Raw genomic sequence first — 16681 nt, 5'->3', positions numbered from 1 at the left:
AGATGAGAAAAAGCAGAATCTTGTTGATATGGATGCTCGCTTTATTTTTAACAGCCTGCAGTTCAAGTGACGATGCTTCACTACCAGATGTACAGGAAAGAGAACGCAAGGATGCCATAAATACCGAACAAATGCGGAAGGAAAATGAACTGCTGAAAGAGCAGGTACGGAACAACCAGAAGGAAAAAGATGAAAAAGACATAAAAGAGCAGGAAGAAGTAGAAAGTTTAAGAGAAACGCTGAACATAACGTTTAAACTGATGGCGGCGATGCAATCCAATAACTATACATATCTTGTATCGGTATCTTCACCGAACATAGAAATATCGCAGCAGAACAATATCATTATTTCGAAACTGGAACAGGGGGATTATGAAGTCCCTTTTTTGCATAACGTTAGTCTGAATAGTTTGGAGTACCGTGGATTTAATCCTCTTGATTCAGATCGTATCATTTTACATATGGCTACAGTATGGTCTGATGGAAACGGTGCATTGGATTTCTATTTCATTCGTTCTGAGGAAGGCAACTGGCTCTTTGATGGTCTGCTCACGAATGGATAGGTCACTTGTCTGGTTCTGAAAATAAATAGCGACCGTTCTCTCTATGTTAAGAGGAAGGTCGCCGCATGGATAAGTTCGAGTGAAAAGATTCAATTATTGTGTAGCCTTTCGATCCGGTAACTGGCTCAAATAACTGTTGGACAAGTGTGCAAGATCCAATGCTCGATCGTATTGTTCCTTCGTTATAAACCGTGAAGAGGGTACCCGACTGTTATTGGGTGTGGCGATAGTTGGAGATTCCTCTTCTCCCGAAATCTTCGTTGTCTCTTCTGAAGGAACACCTGTCCGTTGTTGCCCGGCATCCTGTCTGCCCGCATCAGCTAGGGAATAATGCGTTCCGTCCCCGTATCCTTTCGCCGGAATGAAGAGAGAAGCATCGTTTAGCACCGACCCGGAAGGGAGGTAATAGCGTTCGGGTAGGAGATTTCCACCTTCGTGTAACAAATCCTGTCCGAAGTGCAATTGGCCCTTCAGCGATACTCCGGTGAGTCCTGCAATCGTTGGCAGAATGTCCACCTGGCCTCCGATCTGTTCCAGTTGTACACCCGGGGTAACGCCCGGGGCCGAGATCATGAGTGGAATATTAATCATATCTGCTGATGTGTACTCCCGACCATACAACTCTTTCATAAGGACTTTGTCATCCTTATCCAGTGAATAGATGGGAAGCCCCAAGTGATCCCCGTACAAGACAAACAGGCTATTTTCCCATAATCCCCGTTCTTTCAATCCCGCAATCAACTGTCCAACTGCCTCATCCGCATAATGCTGTGATATCAGATAATCACCGGGCAACGTATCCTTGTAACGATCTGGCAGCGTCAACTTCACCTTGTTTTTAGGCAAAGTGTACGGGTGGTGGGCTGACATAGAGATGATATGGGCATAGAAGGGATCACCCGAAGACTGCATGGATTCCAGCTTATCCAGTGTTTTGGAATATAGGACTTCATCCGAGGCCGAAAAGGCGATAGAGTCCTGCATGCCGAAATAATCAATATCATAATACTGGTCGAATCCAAGTGCCTTGTATAACTGATCCCGATTCCAGAAACGAACATCATTTGTATGGAATGTGGCTGTCTGATATCCGTTTGCTGACATCAACTTGGGTAGACTCGGCAGAGCTTTATCCGCATATACAGTTGTTGCTGCCCCGTTCGGCGGGGTGTAGAACGACGTGTTCACAACAAATTCTGCATCTGATGTATTTCCCTGTCCCACTTGCTGATAGAAGTTCGGAAAATACAGGCTCTGTCTAGCCAATTGATTCAGATTAGGCGTAATCTCCTGTCCATCTACCTCTAATCCAATCAGGAAGTTCTGAAACGATTCCAACTGGAGCATAATCACATTGCGTCCGCTCGCGGCACCCTTCTCCACAATCGCAGGAAGTTCGGTCGTTTGTTTCAGTTGGTCGATGTCAGTCTGATCAATGTGAGCGATGGGCACAGGTTTATCAGGTCGATCCAGAATGGTATACGCCTCGTAACCGAGGATGCCCATCTGTTCTGCTTGTGTAAGCTCACTCATGCTAGCCCGATTGGGATAGATGTTGAGCATACACAGGATCATGGACAGGGTCAGAATGACCGAAGCAACCCGTCGTCTGGCACGTCGTTCAAGCGGAATGCGGTTCGGACGTTCTGTACTCCCGAGCTTGATCCGACGACGAATGAGTATCCCCCCAATGATCAGAACGTCTGCAAAAATAAACAAATAATAGGGGTCAAGCAAAGAAAACATGCTGCTCTTGACCGAGGTCACCTGATTCACCTGTGCGAGCGCGTGATAGTTAACGATTACACCATAATATTTGTAGTACATGATGGCTGCAAAGAAAATCCCTGAGAGCAGCAAATTCATGGCAAGGTATATCCACATTCGCCGCTTGGCAGCAAACCACTCAATTAGACAGAAGCCGATCCAGATGAGCGGCAATTCGGTCAGCAGTGGTTTCCAGACAGGGATGTCATCGAAGATAACAATCCAGGCCAGTGAACTTTTGATCATCATGATAATGGTAAAGAATATAAACGGTCCGCTTAGAAATCGGGTGAGTGAACTGCGTGACAAGGTACCGCCTTCCCTTCCGAAGTTTCATTTAACAAGTATTATCCTATCTCAGCATGGCTGTGTCAAAAATGAGAGCCTTCAACAATTTACGGCAAAAAACCTCTTCCATACAGGAAGAGGTTTGAAAAAACATGGGCTACTGCGATAAACGCCAGAGGTGACCCAATCCGTTATTCTATAGTGTACGTTGTAACGTAAGAAGGTCTGGGGAACATGGTGGGCTTCTGTGCAGTCAGCCCTTCGCTAGTACTGCGGTTACGGTGAGCGTGACTATAAGCTTGGGATTCCTGCCAGCCTTTGAAGTGTTCTTCCGACTGCCAGAGTGTAAGTACGACATACGTGTCATCCTTCAGAGGACGAAGCACACGAATACCGACAAAGCCAGGTTCATCTTCTACCTTGCGGGCACGGTTCTTAAACCGTTCTTCAAAATCGTTACGACCATCCTCTGTGACAGGGATATTGTTGAGAACAGCGTAACCACCGCCAGTCCAGGAACCTGCGGCATCGAAAGCTTCATATGCGGCTATTTTATCATCAGACTCGATATTCATCAGGCGTTCTGCGGATTCAATAGCCAGACGCACGTGCTCTTCGCTTCGCAAAGTCAGATGCGGGTATGCAGCAAGTGCATCCGGAATCGGTGAAGGAACCAAATAGATATACATAGAAGCGGCCTCCTTATTAAGTACATTCTATCTCAACATAGCATATGGGAATCGGTGAGTCCAATCGGTTCACATGTATCGGAAAGGTGGACTAATTCCGAGCTGAGTAGTATAGGTTTGCCGCAATAGAAGATAAACAATGAATGACAAACACTGCAGTAATAATGAAAAAGGAAAGCGATATCCCGTCTAGCATAACTACGAGGATCCAAGCCAGAACAAGACTGATAGTGGTCGCATTCCAGGAGAAGGCTTTTGCTCTCGTGATACAATAGAGGTACCGCTCATCCAGTCCGTTGTGCTTTTTTGCAATCAACCTTGTGAAAAAAATAATGAGTATTGCAAATAACAAACCAGCTACAATTCCACCGATCCCGATCATCCGATTCAGTGATTCAGAACTCAATATTCTCATCTCCTTCAAAAATAAATAATTCCTCGATCTGACAGCCAAATAATTGGGCAAGCTTGTGAGCAAGCACAAGAGAAGGTTTGTACTTTCCGGATTCCAACGATATGATGGTCTGCCTAGAGACCTTAAGCCGTTGAGACAGTTCTTCCTGTGTGATATGCATATGTATTCGCTTGTCTCTGATTAGATTTTGCAAGTATATCCTCCCATAAGTAAAGTTCGCTTTACGTAAAGTTAACTTTACTTATGCGACGATGTGATGTCAATCTCTCTTTATAATATTTTCCACTTCTTCGAGGTGGTGCTGTGTCCAAAAGCATATTTCATGATAAAGTATAATCACTACAAACAGAACGGGTGATCGTATGACAACAACAATTCGGATATCGGTTAGACCTTTGGTGGAGTATGTGTACCGCAGCGGTAGCATACGTCCAGGGTTCCGGACCAATGCCTCGATGCAGGAGGGAACTCGAATTCATCAGCGGGTACAGAAGGAGTACACGGAAGAAGATTTAAAAGAGATTGTGCTCGAAGCTGAGATCCAACATGGGAATCTGACCTATGTGGTGGAGGGACGATGTGACGGGCTAATTCGTCTGGACGGTCAGTTGACGGTGGATGAGATCAAATCAACTGCGGGCAATCTGGACGATCTGGGTGAGGGACTTCCCGTGCACTGGGCGCAGGCCATGATGTATGCCTACATGTACGCTGTCCAGCAGGATGAACCACGTATGCAAGTGCAGTTGACGTATGTACATTCGGTAACCCATGAAGAAAGACGGTTTCGCCGAATGGCAGAACGGCAGGAACTGGAGCAGTTTGCGGCAGAAGTGATTGCCGGTTATGCGCCATATGCAGAGATGATCGCTGCATATGAAGAAGAGCGTGATATCAGTGTGCGAGAGTTGCCGTTTCCTTTTCGCAAATACCGGGAGGGGCAGCGGAAGTTGGCTGGAGCCGTGTACAAGACGATCCGTGAAGGTCAGGGATTGATGGCCAAAGCACCAACAGGCATTGGTAAAACCATGTCCGTGCTGTTCCCCACAGTCAAAGCGATTGGCGAAGGCGAAGCGAGCCGATTGTTCTATCTGACCGCGAGGACGACAACACGGGTGGCGGCAGAAGAAGCTTTTGCCCGGATGCAATCGGAAGGATTGAAGATGCATGTGATCAGTCTGACCGCGAAGGACAAGATTTGTTTTAAGGAAGAGGAAGCTTGTGATACAGGGCAGTGCGGCATGTGTGAAGGATATTATGACCGTATTAACGGGGCCGTGCTGGACATGCTGGAACATGAGACGTTGATGACACGTCCGGTCATCGAGCAGTATGCGCGCAAACATCGGGTGTGTCCGTTTGAGTTTTCACTGGATGCGGCGTATGCAGCCGATGCAGTGATCTGCGATTATAACTATATTTTCGATCCGAGGATCTCTCTGAAAAGAATGTTGGAGGAGCAGAAACGCAAGACGGTGTTACTGGTGGACGAGGCACATAATCTGGTTGATCGTGGCCGAATGATGTTTTCCGCTGAGCTGGAGAAGGCAGTATTTCTGGATGTGAAAAGAGAGTTCCAGTCGCTGGACAGCAGTGTGCCTGCTGCCAAAGCCATTGTTGACTACACCGGGGCCATTGATAAGTATCTGATTACCCTTCGGAAAAACGGTGGAGAAGAAGGAAAGATCATTCAGCAGGAGGCGCCGGAGGAACTGATTGAACGGCTGGAGCCTTTTGTCATGGTCGCGGAGCAATGTCTTGTTGAAGGTGGTTCGGGGAATGCCGAGACGGATCAGCTGCTGTTGGATGCCTACTTCACGGCACAGAATTTCCTGCGTATTGCCAAGCTGTATGATGAACGTTTTATTACGTATGCAGAGTGTGTTCGAAGTGAAGTGAGAGTGAAGTTATTCTGTCTCGATCCTTCGGTACTGCTTCGTCAGACGGCCAAAGGATTCCGCTCCCTCATTCATTTCTCGGCCACATTGTCACCCCTTCGCTATTATCGGGATATGCTGGGTGCAGAGGAAGAGGATTATACATTGCAGATTCCATCTCCATTTCAGCGGGAACAATTGGATGTGAGGCTCCTGCCCTTATCCGTGCGTTATAAGGATCGGGAGCAATCCCGGCGACCCATTGCGGAGATGCTGCAACAGCTGGTGACCGAATGGCCACGCAGCAATCTGATGGTGTTCTTCCCTTCTTACCCTTATATGCGCGAGATATATGAGACCTACGCACAGCTTCCAAGTGAAGCGGATACGGTCATACAAAAGCAAGGCATGAACGAACTGGAACGGGAGCAGTTTTTGGATGGATTTCAGCCGAATCCTGAACGAACACGCTTAGTATTTGCCGTCATGGGTGGCGTATTCTCGGAGGGTGTCGATCTGCCGGGAGACCGCTTGAATGGCGTGGTTGTGGTAGGTGCGGGGCTGCCGCAGATTGGTCTGGAGAACAACGTATTACGTGATTACTATGATCGGACAGGACGCAACGGATTCAATTACGCCTATATTTTCCCGGGTATGAACAAGGTGCTGCAGGCGGGTGGACGGCTGATTCGGACGGAAGAAGACAGGGGCGTGCTGGTGCTGGTCGACGATCGTTTTATCCAAGAGCCGTATCGTTCCCTGCTGCCCGAGGAGTGGCGGGACTACAAGCGAATTTGAACATGATGTATCTTCACAGCAATTTCAATGGGATCAGGCAAATGCTGGACCAAGAAGTTTAACATTTTTCTCAGATTTCTTTCCTTTACATGATTGAAGGGTAGGGTGAAAGGGTTATAACTTGGTTAGCAACGAACGAACAACGGCGAATTACCCTATCCGTTCCGCGGTCCGCTTCGATAGCAATCAAGGAGGTCGGTTATAATGAAGAGAAATCATACCATGATGCAGTTTTTTGAATGGCACCTGGCTGCAGACGGAGATCATTGGAAGCGACTGGCTGAAATGGCCCCGGAACTGAAAGCCAAAGGCATTGACTCGGTATGGGTGCCACCCGTAACCAAGGCAGTGTCAGCAGAAGATACAGGTTATGGTGTATATGATCTGTATGATCTGGGCGAATTTGATCAAAAGGGTACCGTACGAACCAAATATGGCACCAAGCAGGAATTGGTGGAGGCCATTGCTGAGTGTCAGAAGAACGGCATAGCCGTCTATGTGGATCTGGTTATGAATCACAAGGCCGGAGCAGATGAGACGGAAGTGTTCAAAGTGATTGAGGTTGATCCGAATGATCGGACGAAGGAAATTTCCAAACCGTTCGAGATTGAGGGCTGGACCAAATTCACATTCCCGGGTCGCGGAGATCAATACTCCTCCTTTAAGTGGAGCTCTGAACATTTCAACGGTACAGACTTTGACGCCAAGGGAGAACGAACAGGTGTATTCCGCATCGCAGGAGAGAATAAAAAATGGAATGAGAATGTCGATGATGAGTTTGGCAACTATGACTATCTGATGTTCGCCAATATAGATTATAACCACCCGGATGTTCGGCGCGAGATGATTGACTGGGGGAAATGGCTGATCGATACCCTTCAGTGTGGTGGGTTCCGGCTGGATGCGATTAAACATATCAACCACGAATTCATCAAGGAGTTTGCAGCAGAGATGATTCGCAAACGCGGTCTGGATTTCTACATCGTAGGCGAGTTCTGGAATTCAAACCTGGATGCATGTCGTGAATTCCTCGATACGGTAGACTATCAGATCGACCTGTTTGACGTGTCTCTTCACTACAAGTTGCATGAGGCTTCGCTTGCAGGTAGAGACTTTGATCTCTCCAAAATTTTTGATGACACCTTGGTGCAGACCCATCCTACACATGCAGTAACTTTTGTAGATAACCACGACTCCCAACCACATGAAGCATTGGAATCATGGATCGGAGACTGGTTTAAGCCGAGCGCCTATGCCTTGACGTTATTACGTCGAGATGGTTATCCGGTTGTATTTTACGGGGATTATTATGGCATTGGTGGACCTGAACCTGTGGATGGCAAAAAAGAAATTCTGGACATTCTGCTGTCTGCCCGTTGCAACAAGGCGTATGGAGAGCAGGAAGATTACTTCGATCACGCAAATACGATTGGCTGGGTACGTCGTGGCGTAGAGGAAATCGAAGGTTCCGGTTGTGCAGTGGTCATCTCCAACGGGGATGACGGTGAGAAGAGAATGTTCATCGGCGAGCATCGTGCTGGTGAAGTCTGGGTGGATCTGACGAAGAGCTGTGAGGATCAGATTACCATTGAGAAAGACGGCTGGGCCACCTTCCATGTGTGCGGTGGGGGCGTGTCGGTATGGGCCCTTCCCGAACAGAATGAGGACTGCGCTGACGCTGAGTAATGGCATGTGCCAGGCAGGATAAGAAAAGGTACACCGATTGATATGAAAACAGTATATAGATTGATCGTTAAACCATCTGAACAGGAGAGCGAATATACCTGTGTTCAGGTGGTTTTTTGCATTTTCTAGGTACAACTAAAACTCCATCCTAACGAACTTTGCACGCCTTATTTGCACTGAATTAGCGTTATTGGAATTCTAACGAATCTCAGTAACCTTATTTCTCTCAAAAACGATTGAAATAGCGCCAATTGGAGCAACATCACCAGATTAACGCGTCTGAGATTCATTAGAATATTGAAACCTCGGGTTTTAACGCATTAAGGCTTCTCAGATTCGTTAGCTTAACGTGGGTTAAGGCTCGCCATACGTACTCGAAACACTGCTGTAAGTGAAAACATGAAATGAGAAAAAGGAATCAGCTTAGATTTAACAGCAGGATAAGGTTATTACTCTTCAAAATACTGATTCATCGTATCCCACATTCGATTGAACTCACTTCGTTCCATTGAAAATGCTCCAGGCTTCTCAGGTTTATGATGAGAAGTTGGCTCAAAGTTTAAGTATTCATGGTGTGTAGTACACTCATAGTTTTTGCTGTTAATGAGGAATTCAACTCTATCCTTAAAGGGTCTTTCCAGTAATTTAACCACCATGATGTCTCCACTACTGGTGCTTCTTGCAGGAGAGTATATCAGAAAGTAACCTTGTTCAATTCGATATTCCATAGCAATGACCTCCATTAGAATATAGATCGAATACGATAATATCCGATACCCTCTTTCCGTTTACCTACTCCAGTTCAAATGATTCCAACGTACCAACCATCCGCAGATCATGCTCGCGGTTGAACTGTTCCCGTTTGTCCGCATCCGCGTACTCATCATGATAATGCATCAGTACGGTTTTCTGTCTCACTTCCGCGGGTAACTGCTCCAGATCCTTTAATGAGGTATGGGATTTGATCACCAGATCATGCATATGACATTCATGGAAAATCAGCTGCACATCAGCGGCAACTTGCTCCACCCGTTCCTGGTTGAGTGTACTGTCTGCACTGTAATAGAAGTAAGGCTTGGCGAGTAGCCCATTGCTGACCATACCGGGAACATGCTGCGTCCGAAACGTCTCAAACGTCACGCCGTCCAGTTCAAATGTGCCTCCATCTGGCAGGGGAACGACATCGTAGTAATCGCTCATGGTACGTTCACCATCCGTTGTGTAGCGCATGCCGGGGGATAGAATGTTCCAGAGTGGCTCTACCAATTGTTCGTGGATGAACAGACGGGGTTTGCGGTCGCCTACGATCTGTGCGTAATAACCCAGCATCTGTACACCGTTAATATGATCCTCATGCAAATGGGTAATGAACACGTTGTGGATATCGGTCATGGCGAATCCATATTCCTTGAGTGCTTTAGCATTTGATTCGGGAAAATCAATGACCAGATGCGTGTCTCCGAATTCAGCCAGCATACTATTGTGGTGCTGCTCCACGCTGAACATATCTCCTGTGCCCAGAAAAGTAACTTTCAATTCATTTCATCTCCTTGTGTGATCTTCAGATCAGCATCCTTGCGTTAAATCCAGTATACCTTGTTCCCGAATATATGCCTAAATCAACCTTTTTTGATAACGCTATCATTTTATATTGAACTTTGATGATAAACAGTGTAGCGTAAAGATGGGAAGTGAACCCATATGAACGTAAACTCACCTAAAGGGAGCGTGCGAGGCGAATGAAATCTTTTCTGGATGAACAATTTTTGCTGCACAATGAAACGGCGATCAAGTTATATGAGGATTATGCCAAAGACATGCCGATTATTGATTATCATTGCCACCTCAGTCCTCAGGAGATCTACGAGAACAAAACCTTTGGCAATCTTACAGAGGCTTGGTTATACGGTGATCACTATAAGTGGCGGCTCATGCGCGCAAACGGAATTGAAGAGCAATATGTGACCGGCGGCGAAGGAGTGACCGATTACGATCGTTTCCTGTCTTATGCCAAAACGGTCCCTATGATGATTGGTAATCCGCTGTACGCCTGGTCTCACTTGGAATTACAGCGATATTTCGGCGTCTACGAAGTATTAAATGAGACAAGCGCACCGACCATCTGGGACAAAGTAAATGCCAAACTGAACAGTGACGGATTCGGTGCACGTGATCTGATTACCAAATCCAATGTCACTGTTGTGTGTACAACCGATGATCCAACGGATTCTCTGGAGTATCATCTGAAGATTCAGGAAATCGAAGGCTTTGATACGGCGGTATTACCTTCTTTCCGCCCAGATAAAGGCTTGGAATTGAACCGGGATACCTTCGTGGAATGGGTGGGCAAGCTGTCGCAGGCATCTGGCACTGCCATTTCAGATTATGAATCCTTCCTTGCTGCGCTGGAGTCACGTGTGGAATTCTTCCATTCTGTCGGCGGCAGAGTCTCTGACCATGCACTCGATTATGTTCCTTACGGCGTGGCTACACGCGAAGAAGCAGCTGCCATCTTTGCAAAGGTACTTGCGGGTCAGAAGGTAACTCGTGAGGAAGAGGACAAGTACAAGACGGTAACGCTGACGTTCCTTGGCAAACTGTATGCAGAGCGGGGCTGGGTGATGCAGTTCCACATTAATGCAGCCCGTAACAACAATACGCGGATGTTTGCCAAGCTTGGGCCGGATACCGGTTACGATGCAGTGAATGATACGCCGCTTTCCGCAGCGATGATTGGATTGCTCGACGCGCTGGAACAGCAACAAGCACTGCCCAAAACAATTCTGTATTCTCTGAATCCAAGGGACAACGAAGTGCTCGCGGCGATCATCGGCAGCTTCCAGGGCGGGGGCATTCCGGGCAAAATCCAGCTTGGTGCAGCCTGGTGGTTCAATGATACGAAGGACGGCATGCTTGCTCAGATGAAGGCCCTGGCGAATGTTGGTCTGCTCAGCCGTTTTGTCGGTATGCTGACCGATTCACGCAGCTTCCTGTCCTACACCCGGCATGAGTATTTCCGTCGTCTGGTCTGCAACCTCATCGGTGAGTGGGCCGAACAAGGGGAGGCACCGCAGGATCTGGAGCTGCTTGGCCAGATCGTACAGGGCATCGCCTACAACAATGCAAAAGAATATTTCCCGTTTGCCTCAGTGCCTAAAACAGTCTCTGCTTCACAGTCTTAATGAGTAACAAACGTACCTAATCATGCAATTTATGCAATTTAGGAGATTCTCTTGTTTCTAATTTTCAATCGCAATAAAATGCTCCCATTTCTTACCCCGGGTCATCATCCACCGGAGTAAGGAATGGGAGCTTCTTTGTAAGTTGAATTCATGGAATTGCACATAATAAGTATAGAAAGCTCCAATGACGGCAAAATGAGAAAACCCAAAATCAAGCCCGTATAGGCTCTTGGTTATGGGTTTATATTGGTTATTTTTAGATGTTTGACAATGGCTTCTTGCGATAATATACTTAGTACACCTAATTAATTGTGCATCTATTTAATTGTACTGCTATTTAATAGATGTCCTATGATGTTGGATGTCTATGGAATGATAAAGAAAGAAGGAGGGACCCATTATGACTGGCATAGATCCGGTCGCTCAGAAGCTTTTGTACTCCATTATGCAGTTTAATAAAGGCAAATGGAGGCAACATAAACCTCATGGGCGCAATCACAATGAAATTATGGTGCTGGGTTGTTTACTCCACGGGATGCATCCGGGAGAACAATTGAACTGGCAGGACAATCCGCCTGATTTCAATGACACGATCGAATCCAATCATCCCGGGATGAAAGTCTCGGAAATCAGCGCATTGCTACGAGTGAAGTCACCGACCATTACACCTGTTATTCGTGGGCTTGAAGATGAGGGGCTGGTCAAACGGACGATGGACCCGGAGGATCGCCGTGCTGTCCGCATCACGATTACTGAAGCAGGTCGTGGAATTATTCGGGCTGCTCACCAAGAACGCATGGAAATATTCAATAAGTTAGTTGAGCATTTGGGTGAGCAAGACAGTACTCAGCTGGCTGAGTTGTTGACAAAGGTATACACCTTTTTTGATACATTAACTTCCTTGCAAAAGGATGATTCGACAAGAGGAGATGATAAGCCATGATGAAACTGTTTAGCATGCTGAAGCCATACCGAATTCCGATTATTTTCATTCTGGTTTTGGTACTGTTTCAGTCGCTTGCTGAATTGTACCTGCCTACGTTAATGGCAGATATTGTGAATGACGGCATCATTAAAGGGGATATCCCGTATATCTGGCAAATTGGTGGATGGATGTTGGTCATCGCGATTGGCGGAACAGCGTGTTCGGTGATTGCCAGTTATCTCTCATCTCGAACAGCGGGTGGATTTGCCAAACAACTGCGTAGCAGAGTATTCCGCCATGTGGAGAACTTCTCGCTCCAGGAGTTCGATAAGATGGGTACTGCTTCACTGATTACGCGTACGACGAATGACATCACGCAGGTACAGAATGTACTTACAATGATGCTGCGCATGATGATTATGGCTCCGCTCATGTGTATCGGGGGGATCTTCATGGCGGTATCTCAGGACGCCAAATTGTCTACGATTTTCCTGGTCGTGCTTCCGGTACTGGGCGGAGCCATTGCGCTAATTGGTGCCAAGGGTCTACCTTTGTTCAAAACCATTCAGAAAAAGCTGGACCGACTTAATCTGGTGCTGCGTGAGCAGTTAACAGGGATTCGGGTTGTTCGTTCCTTTAACCGTGGGGAGCATGAGAAAGTGCGCTTTAACGGGGCCAATACAGAACTGAGAGATTCATCGATCAAAGTTAATGTGCTGATGGCGACCATCATGCCTGTGATGATGCTGGTTATGAACTTTTCGATGATTGCCATCCTTTATTTTGGTGGAATGCGGATCGACAGCGGCAATATGAACATCGGTGCGTTGATTGCCTTCATCCAATATGCAATGCAGATCATGTTCTCACTTATTATGGTTTCGATGATCTTTGTTATGATCCCAAGAGCTTCAGCATCGGCAGAACGGATCAACGAAGTGCTTGATATGCAGCCGGATCTTAGCAACCCCGAGCAGCCTCGGGGCATGAAATCCATGCAGGGTATGATTGAGTTTGACAATGTAACTTTCCGTTATCCGGGCGCAGAGAATCCAGCTTTGTCCAATATCTCCTTCACAGCTCGCTCAGGTGAGACAACAGCCATTATCGGTGGTACGGGTTCTGGAAAATCGACATTGCTCAGCCTTATTCCACGATTTTATGATGTGACTGAAGGCAGTGTTCGGGTAAATGGTACGGATGTGCGTGAAATTCGGCAGGAAGATCTGCGTGCCAAAATTGGCTTTGTACCACAAAAAGCAGTCCTCTTCACGGGTACGATTACGGAGAATATCCGTCACGGAAAAGACGATGCCACAATGGATGAAGTTGTTCATGCGGCCCGTACGGCTCAGGCGGAGAACTTCATTACCGAGATGAAAGAGGGATATGACAGCCTTATCGCGCAAGGTGGTAACAACGTATCTGGTGGACAAAAGCAACGTCTGTCCATCGCTCGCGCACTTGTTCGCCGTCCGGAAGTTTATATCTTTGATGACAGTTTCTCTGCTCTCGATTTTAAAACGGATGCTAAACTTCGTGCTGCACTGAAGTCGGAAACGACAGAAGCGGCTGTGCTAATTGTTGCGCAACGCGTAAGTACAGTAATGGATGCCGATCGCATTCTGGTTATGGATGAGGGCCAAATTGTCGGTTCAGGAACACATAAAGAGCTGCTGGAGCACAATGAAGTGTATCGCGAGATTGTATCCTCCCAGCTGACAGAGGAGGAGATCGCATGAGTGAACGTACAGAACGTAAGTCGCCTCGTCCCCATGGTGGGCCTGGTCCAGGTCCCGGAATGGGCATGCGACCTCCCGCTGAGAAAGCAAAAGATTTTAAAGGCACACTGCGGCGCTTGATACGTTATCTCCAGCCCCATAGTTCTCGTCTGTTAGGTGTGCTGGTTGCAGCCATTTTGAGTACCGTATTCAGCATCATCAGTCCAAAAGTTATGGCAGAAGGAACGGATATTCTCAGTAAAGGCGCCATTGCCATCCTTCAGGGTGTACAGGGAGCCGGGATTGATTTTCCTGCATTGATGAAAGTATTATACCTGCTTGGCGGACTCTATCTGTTCAGTGCTGCATTTATGTATGTTCAGCAATACCTGATGGCCGGTGTGGCCCAGCGTGTTGTGTATGACATGCGTGAGCAGATCAGTGCGAAGGTTGGACGTCTTCCTTTGAAATATTTTGACTCCCGCACAACTGGGGAGACACTTAGCCGTGCCACGAATGACGTGGACAATATCAGTAATACACTTCAGCAAAGTTTGGCACAGTTCATTACGTCCATCGTAACGATTGTCGGCGTAATTATCATGATGCTGACGATTAGTCCATGGATGACGCTGATCACAATTTTGACGCTGCCACTTAGTGTGGTTGTTGTCATGCTGGTCGCTTCCCGTTCACAAAAACACTTTGCGGGTCAACAGAAATCCCTTGGTGAACTGAATGGTCATGTCGAAGAGATGTATACCGGACACAAGGTTGTCAAAGCCTTTGGACGTGAAGAACAATCCGTACAGCAATTTGAGAAGGTCAATGAAGAACTGTATGAATCCGGCTGGAAAGCCCAGTTTATCTCGGGTATTATTATGCCGCTCATGAGTTTCGTGGGTAACTTGGGTTATGTGCTGATCTGTGTGGTTGGTGGGATTTTTGTTACACGCGGATCGATCTCTATCGGGGATATTCTGGCCTTCACACAATATTCCCGTCAATTCACACAACCGATTAACCAGATTGCAAATATCTCCAATATCATTCAATCAACGATTGCTTCGGCAGAACGGGTATTCGAGTTGCTGGATGAAGAGGAAGAAGTTCCGGAGTCCAAACAACCCGTGCAATTACAGCAGCCTAAAGGTGCGGTTGCATTCCAAGGTGTTAATTTTGGATATAAAGAAAATGAATTGCTCATTCATAACATGAACATTGATGTGAAACCGGGACAGACGGTAGCCATTGTTGGACCAACGGGAGCCGGTAAAACCACCCTGATCAACCTGTTAATGCGTTTCTACGAAATTCAGGATGGTCGGATTACGATTGACGGTGCCGACATTAAGGACATGGAGCGTGGCAAGCTGCGCAGTCTGTTCGGCATGGTGCTTCAGGATACCTGGTTGTTCAACGGAACGATTCGGGACAACATCGCCTATGGTCGAGAAGGTTCTACGGAAGAGGATGTCATCAAGGCAGCCGTTGCGGCACATGCGGATCACTTTATCCGTACACTGCCTGATGGTTATGACACGGTGCTGAATGAAGAAGCGTCGAATATCTCTCAAGGGCAGAAACAGTTGCTGACCATTGCAAGAGCGATTCTGGCGAATCCGGCCATCCTCATTCTGGATGAAGCGACGAGTAGCGTGGATACACGGACCGAAGTGTTTATCCAGAAAGCAATGAATGATCTGATGAAGGATCGCACAAGCTTTGTCATTGCACACCGTTTGTCCACCATTCGCGGCGCCGATCTGATCCTGGTTATGGATCATGGTAACGTGATTGAACAGGGTAATCATGATGAATTGATGGCAAGCCAGGGCTTCTATGCGGATCTGTACAATAGTCAGTTTGCGGAGCAACAACCGCAGGCGATCTGATTACAGATGTAACTAACAAGAATAGCCGGGAGCACTCTTAGGAGTGCTCCCGGCTATTTGTCGTGTATCCAGAGGAGTGGTCCTAATGCGGAGCAGATTGGATTCGTTTGGATACGATGGATCTATAAGATATGAAGGAACGTTGGCAAAGTAATTGGGACTGGCATAAGATCACCGAGTGGGACATCCAGATTAGTCATGAGATACTTTGTAAGCCTCAGTTTGGGCATAGCATGACCCGCATTTTACTGATCCTTAGAATCGTTCGCAGGTTCATCAGTGTCATTGCTAGAGACCGACTTTACTTCTGCCTTCACGTCGTCGCTGTTAGCTTCCTCCAGCGCAGACGGAGCGGGTTCGCCCGGGATTAATTCGCGCTGCTCAATCATGCGTTTGACAACCTCATAACAGTCATCCACATGTTTGTTACCTACATAGCGCATGGCTGTGAAGCTGAGTGCGGCAGCCAATCCCTGTCCTGCAAAAGGAACAAATTTGGCGACGGATTTGGTGGCTACGCGTACGCCGACTCTTTTCAGAACCTGTACAACCAATTCCTTGGTAATCATACGACCGATGACTTTGCTTCCGATGGACATCACGAATCCATAGATCATGGATTTGGTCTCGGGGTCCATGCCGTCCAGCTGTTTTTGTGATAAACCAAATTTATTGTTAATGGCAGGCAACAGCTGCATCAGCATTCCCACATCAGCCAGTACGTCTGTACCGGGCAGTGGAACGAGTGTTGTACCGGCAGATGCGGTAGCTCTTTTGCGAACCATGGTACGGCATTCCTTGCGAACTTGCTCCAATTGTTCCAACGTTGCTGGAATCATAGGGAATCCCTCCATTCGTATATGGTATAGATATAA

14 protein-coding genes are annotated in these 16681 nt (G+C 47.1%); 7 read left to right on the top strand and 7 right to left on the bottom strand.

Annotation, left to right across the window (positions count from 1 at the left end):
* Nucleotides 1–2 precede the first annotated feature (2 nt).
* Nucleotides 3–563, top strand: a complete 561-nt coding sequence (locus MKY92_RS28550; RefSeq protein ID WP_339298439.1) for a hypothetical protein — start codon at nucleotides 3–5, stop codon at nucleotides 561–563.
* Nucleotides 564–656: 93 nt separating this feature from the next.
* On the opposite strand, the gene MKY92_RS28545 is transcribed toward MKY92_RS28550, so the two are convergent.
* The 4 genes from MKY92_RS28545 to MKY92_RS28530 form a co-directional block, all read right to left on the bottom strand.
* Nucleotides 657–2639: an LTA synthase family protein gene (locus MKY92_RS28545; protein WP_339298438.1), complete on the bottom strand. Its 1983-nt coding sequence runs from the start codon at nucleotides 2637–2639 to the stop codon at nucleotides 657–659.
* Nucleotides 2640–2809: 170 nt separating this feature from the next.
* Nucleotides 2810–3307, bottom strand: coding sequence for an antibiotic biosynthesis monooxygenase (locus MKY92_RS28540; protein WP_076253722.1), 498 nt, complete (start codon nucleotides 3305–3307; stop codon nucleotides 2810–2812).
* Between the two features lie 91 nt (nucleotides 3308–3398).
* A complete protein-coding gene (locus MKY92_RS28535) occupies nucleotides 3399–3713 on the bottom strand; it encodes a hypothetical protein (protein ID WP_339298437.1) in 315 nt (104 codons plus the stop codon).
* Nucleotides 3703–3915: a helix-turn-helix transcriptional regulator gene (locus MKY92_RS28530; RefSeq protein ID WP_036612923.1), complete on the bottom strand. Its 213-nt coding sequence runs from the start codon at nucleotides 3913–3915 to the stop codon at nucleotides 3703–3705. Before MKY92_RS28530 ends, MKY92_RS28535 begins: the two co-directional genes overlap by 11 nt.
* Nucleotides 3916–4084: 169 nt before the next feature.
* Here MKY92_RS28530 and MKY92_RS28525 point away from each other — a divergent pair, with 169 nt between their 5' ends.
* Together MKY92_RS28525 and MKY92_RS28520 are read left to right on the top strand one after the other, a co-directional pair.
* Nucleotides 4085–6397: an ATP-dependent DNA helicase gene (locus tag MKY92_RS28525; protein WP_339298436.1), complete on the top strand. Its 2313-nt coding sequence runs from the start codon at nucleotides 4085–4087 to the stop codon at nucleotides 6395–6397.
* Nucleotides 6398–6601: 204 nt separating this feature from the next.
* Entirely contained in the window at nucleotides 6602–8083 is a 1482-nt protein-coding gene (locus MKY92_RS28520; protein ID WP_339298435.1) for an alpha-amylase, read from the top strand.
* 449 nt (nucleotides 8084–8532) lie between these two features.
* Here MKY92_RS28520 and MKY92_RS28515 read toward each other — a convergent pair whose 3' ends face one another.
* Both MKY92_RS28515 and MKY92_RS28510 read right to left on the bottom strand, forming a co-directional pair.
* A complete protein-coding gene (locus MKY92_RS28515; protein WP_339298434.1) occupies nucleotides 8533–8811 on the bottom strand; it encodes a hypothetical protein in 279 nt (92 codons plus the stop codon).
* 64 nt (nucleotides 8812–8875) lie between these two features.
* Nucleotides 8876–9619 carry an MBL fold metallo-hydrolase gene (locus MKY92_RS28510; protein ID WP_339298433.1) on the bottom strand — a complete coding sequence of 248 codons (744 nt, stop codon included), beginning with the start codon at nucleotides 9617–9619 and terminating at the stop codon, nucleotides 8876–8878.
* A gap of 203 nt (nucleotides 9620–9822) precedes the next feature.
* Here MKY92_RS28510 and uxaC point away from each other — a divergent pair, with 203 nt between their 5' ends.
* From uxaC to MKY92_RS28490, 4 genes are all read left to right on the top strand, one after another.
* Nucleotides 9823–11265 (top strand): glucuronate isomerase, encoded by a 1443-nt coding sequence (uxaC, locus tag MKY92_RS28505; RefSeq protein WP_339298432.1) that lies wholly within the window; start codon nucleotides 9823–9825, stop codon nucleotides 11263–11265.
* A 400-nt stretch (nucleotides 11266–11665) separates the two neighbouring features.
* Nucleotides 11666–12208 carry a MarR family transcriptional regulator gene (locus MKY92_RS28500; protein ID WP_339298431.1) on the top strand — a complete coding sequence of 181 codons (543 nt, stop codon included), beginning with the start codon at nucleotides 11666–11668 and terminating at the stop codon, nucleotides 12206–12208.
* Nucleotides 12205–13932 (top strand): ABC transporter ATP-binding protein, encoded by a 1728-nt coding sequence (locus tag MKY92_RS28495; protein WP_339298430.1) that lies wholly within the window; start codon nucleotides 12205–12207, stop codon nucleotides 13930–13932. The genes MKY92_RS28500 and MKY92_RS28495 overlap by 4 nt, the downstream gene beginning before the upstream one ends.
* Nucleotides 13929–15806, top strand: coding sequence for an ABC transporter ATP-binding protein (locus MKY92_RS28490; protein WP_036612899.1), 1878 nt, complete (start codon nucleotides 13929–13931; stop codon nucleotides 15804–15806). The genes MKY92_RS28495 and MKY92_RS28490 overlap by 4 nt, the downstream gene beginning before the upstream one ends.
* 245 nt (nucleotides 15807–16051) lie before the next feature.
* On the opposite strand, the gene MKY92_RS28485 is transcribed toward MKY92_RS28490, so the two are convergent.
* Nucleotides 16052–16645, bottom strand: coding sequence for a hypothetical protein (locus tag MKY92_RS28485; protein ID WP_036667883.1), 594 nt, complete (start codon nucleotides 16643–16645; stop codon nucleotides 16052–16054).
* Nucleotides 16646–16681 lie beyond the last annotated feature (36 nt).

Source organism: Paenibacillus sp. FSL R5-0623 (assembly GCF_037974265.1).
Classification (GTDB): domain Bacteria; phylum Bacillota; class Bacilli; order Paenibacillales; family Paenibacillaceae; genus Paenibacillus.
The sequence above is the reverse complement of the archived record's forward strand: the minus strand, read 5'-3'. Positions and strand labels throughout refer to the sequence as shown.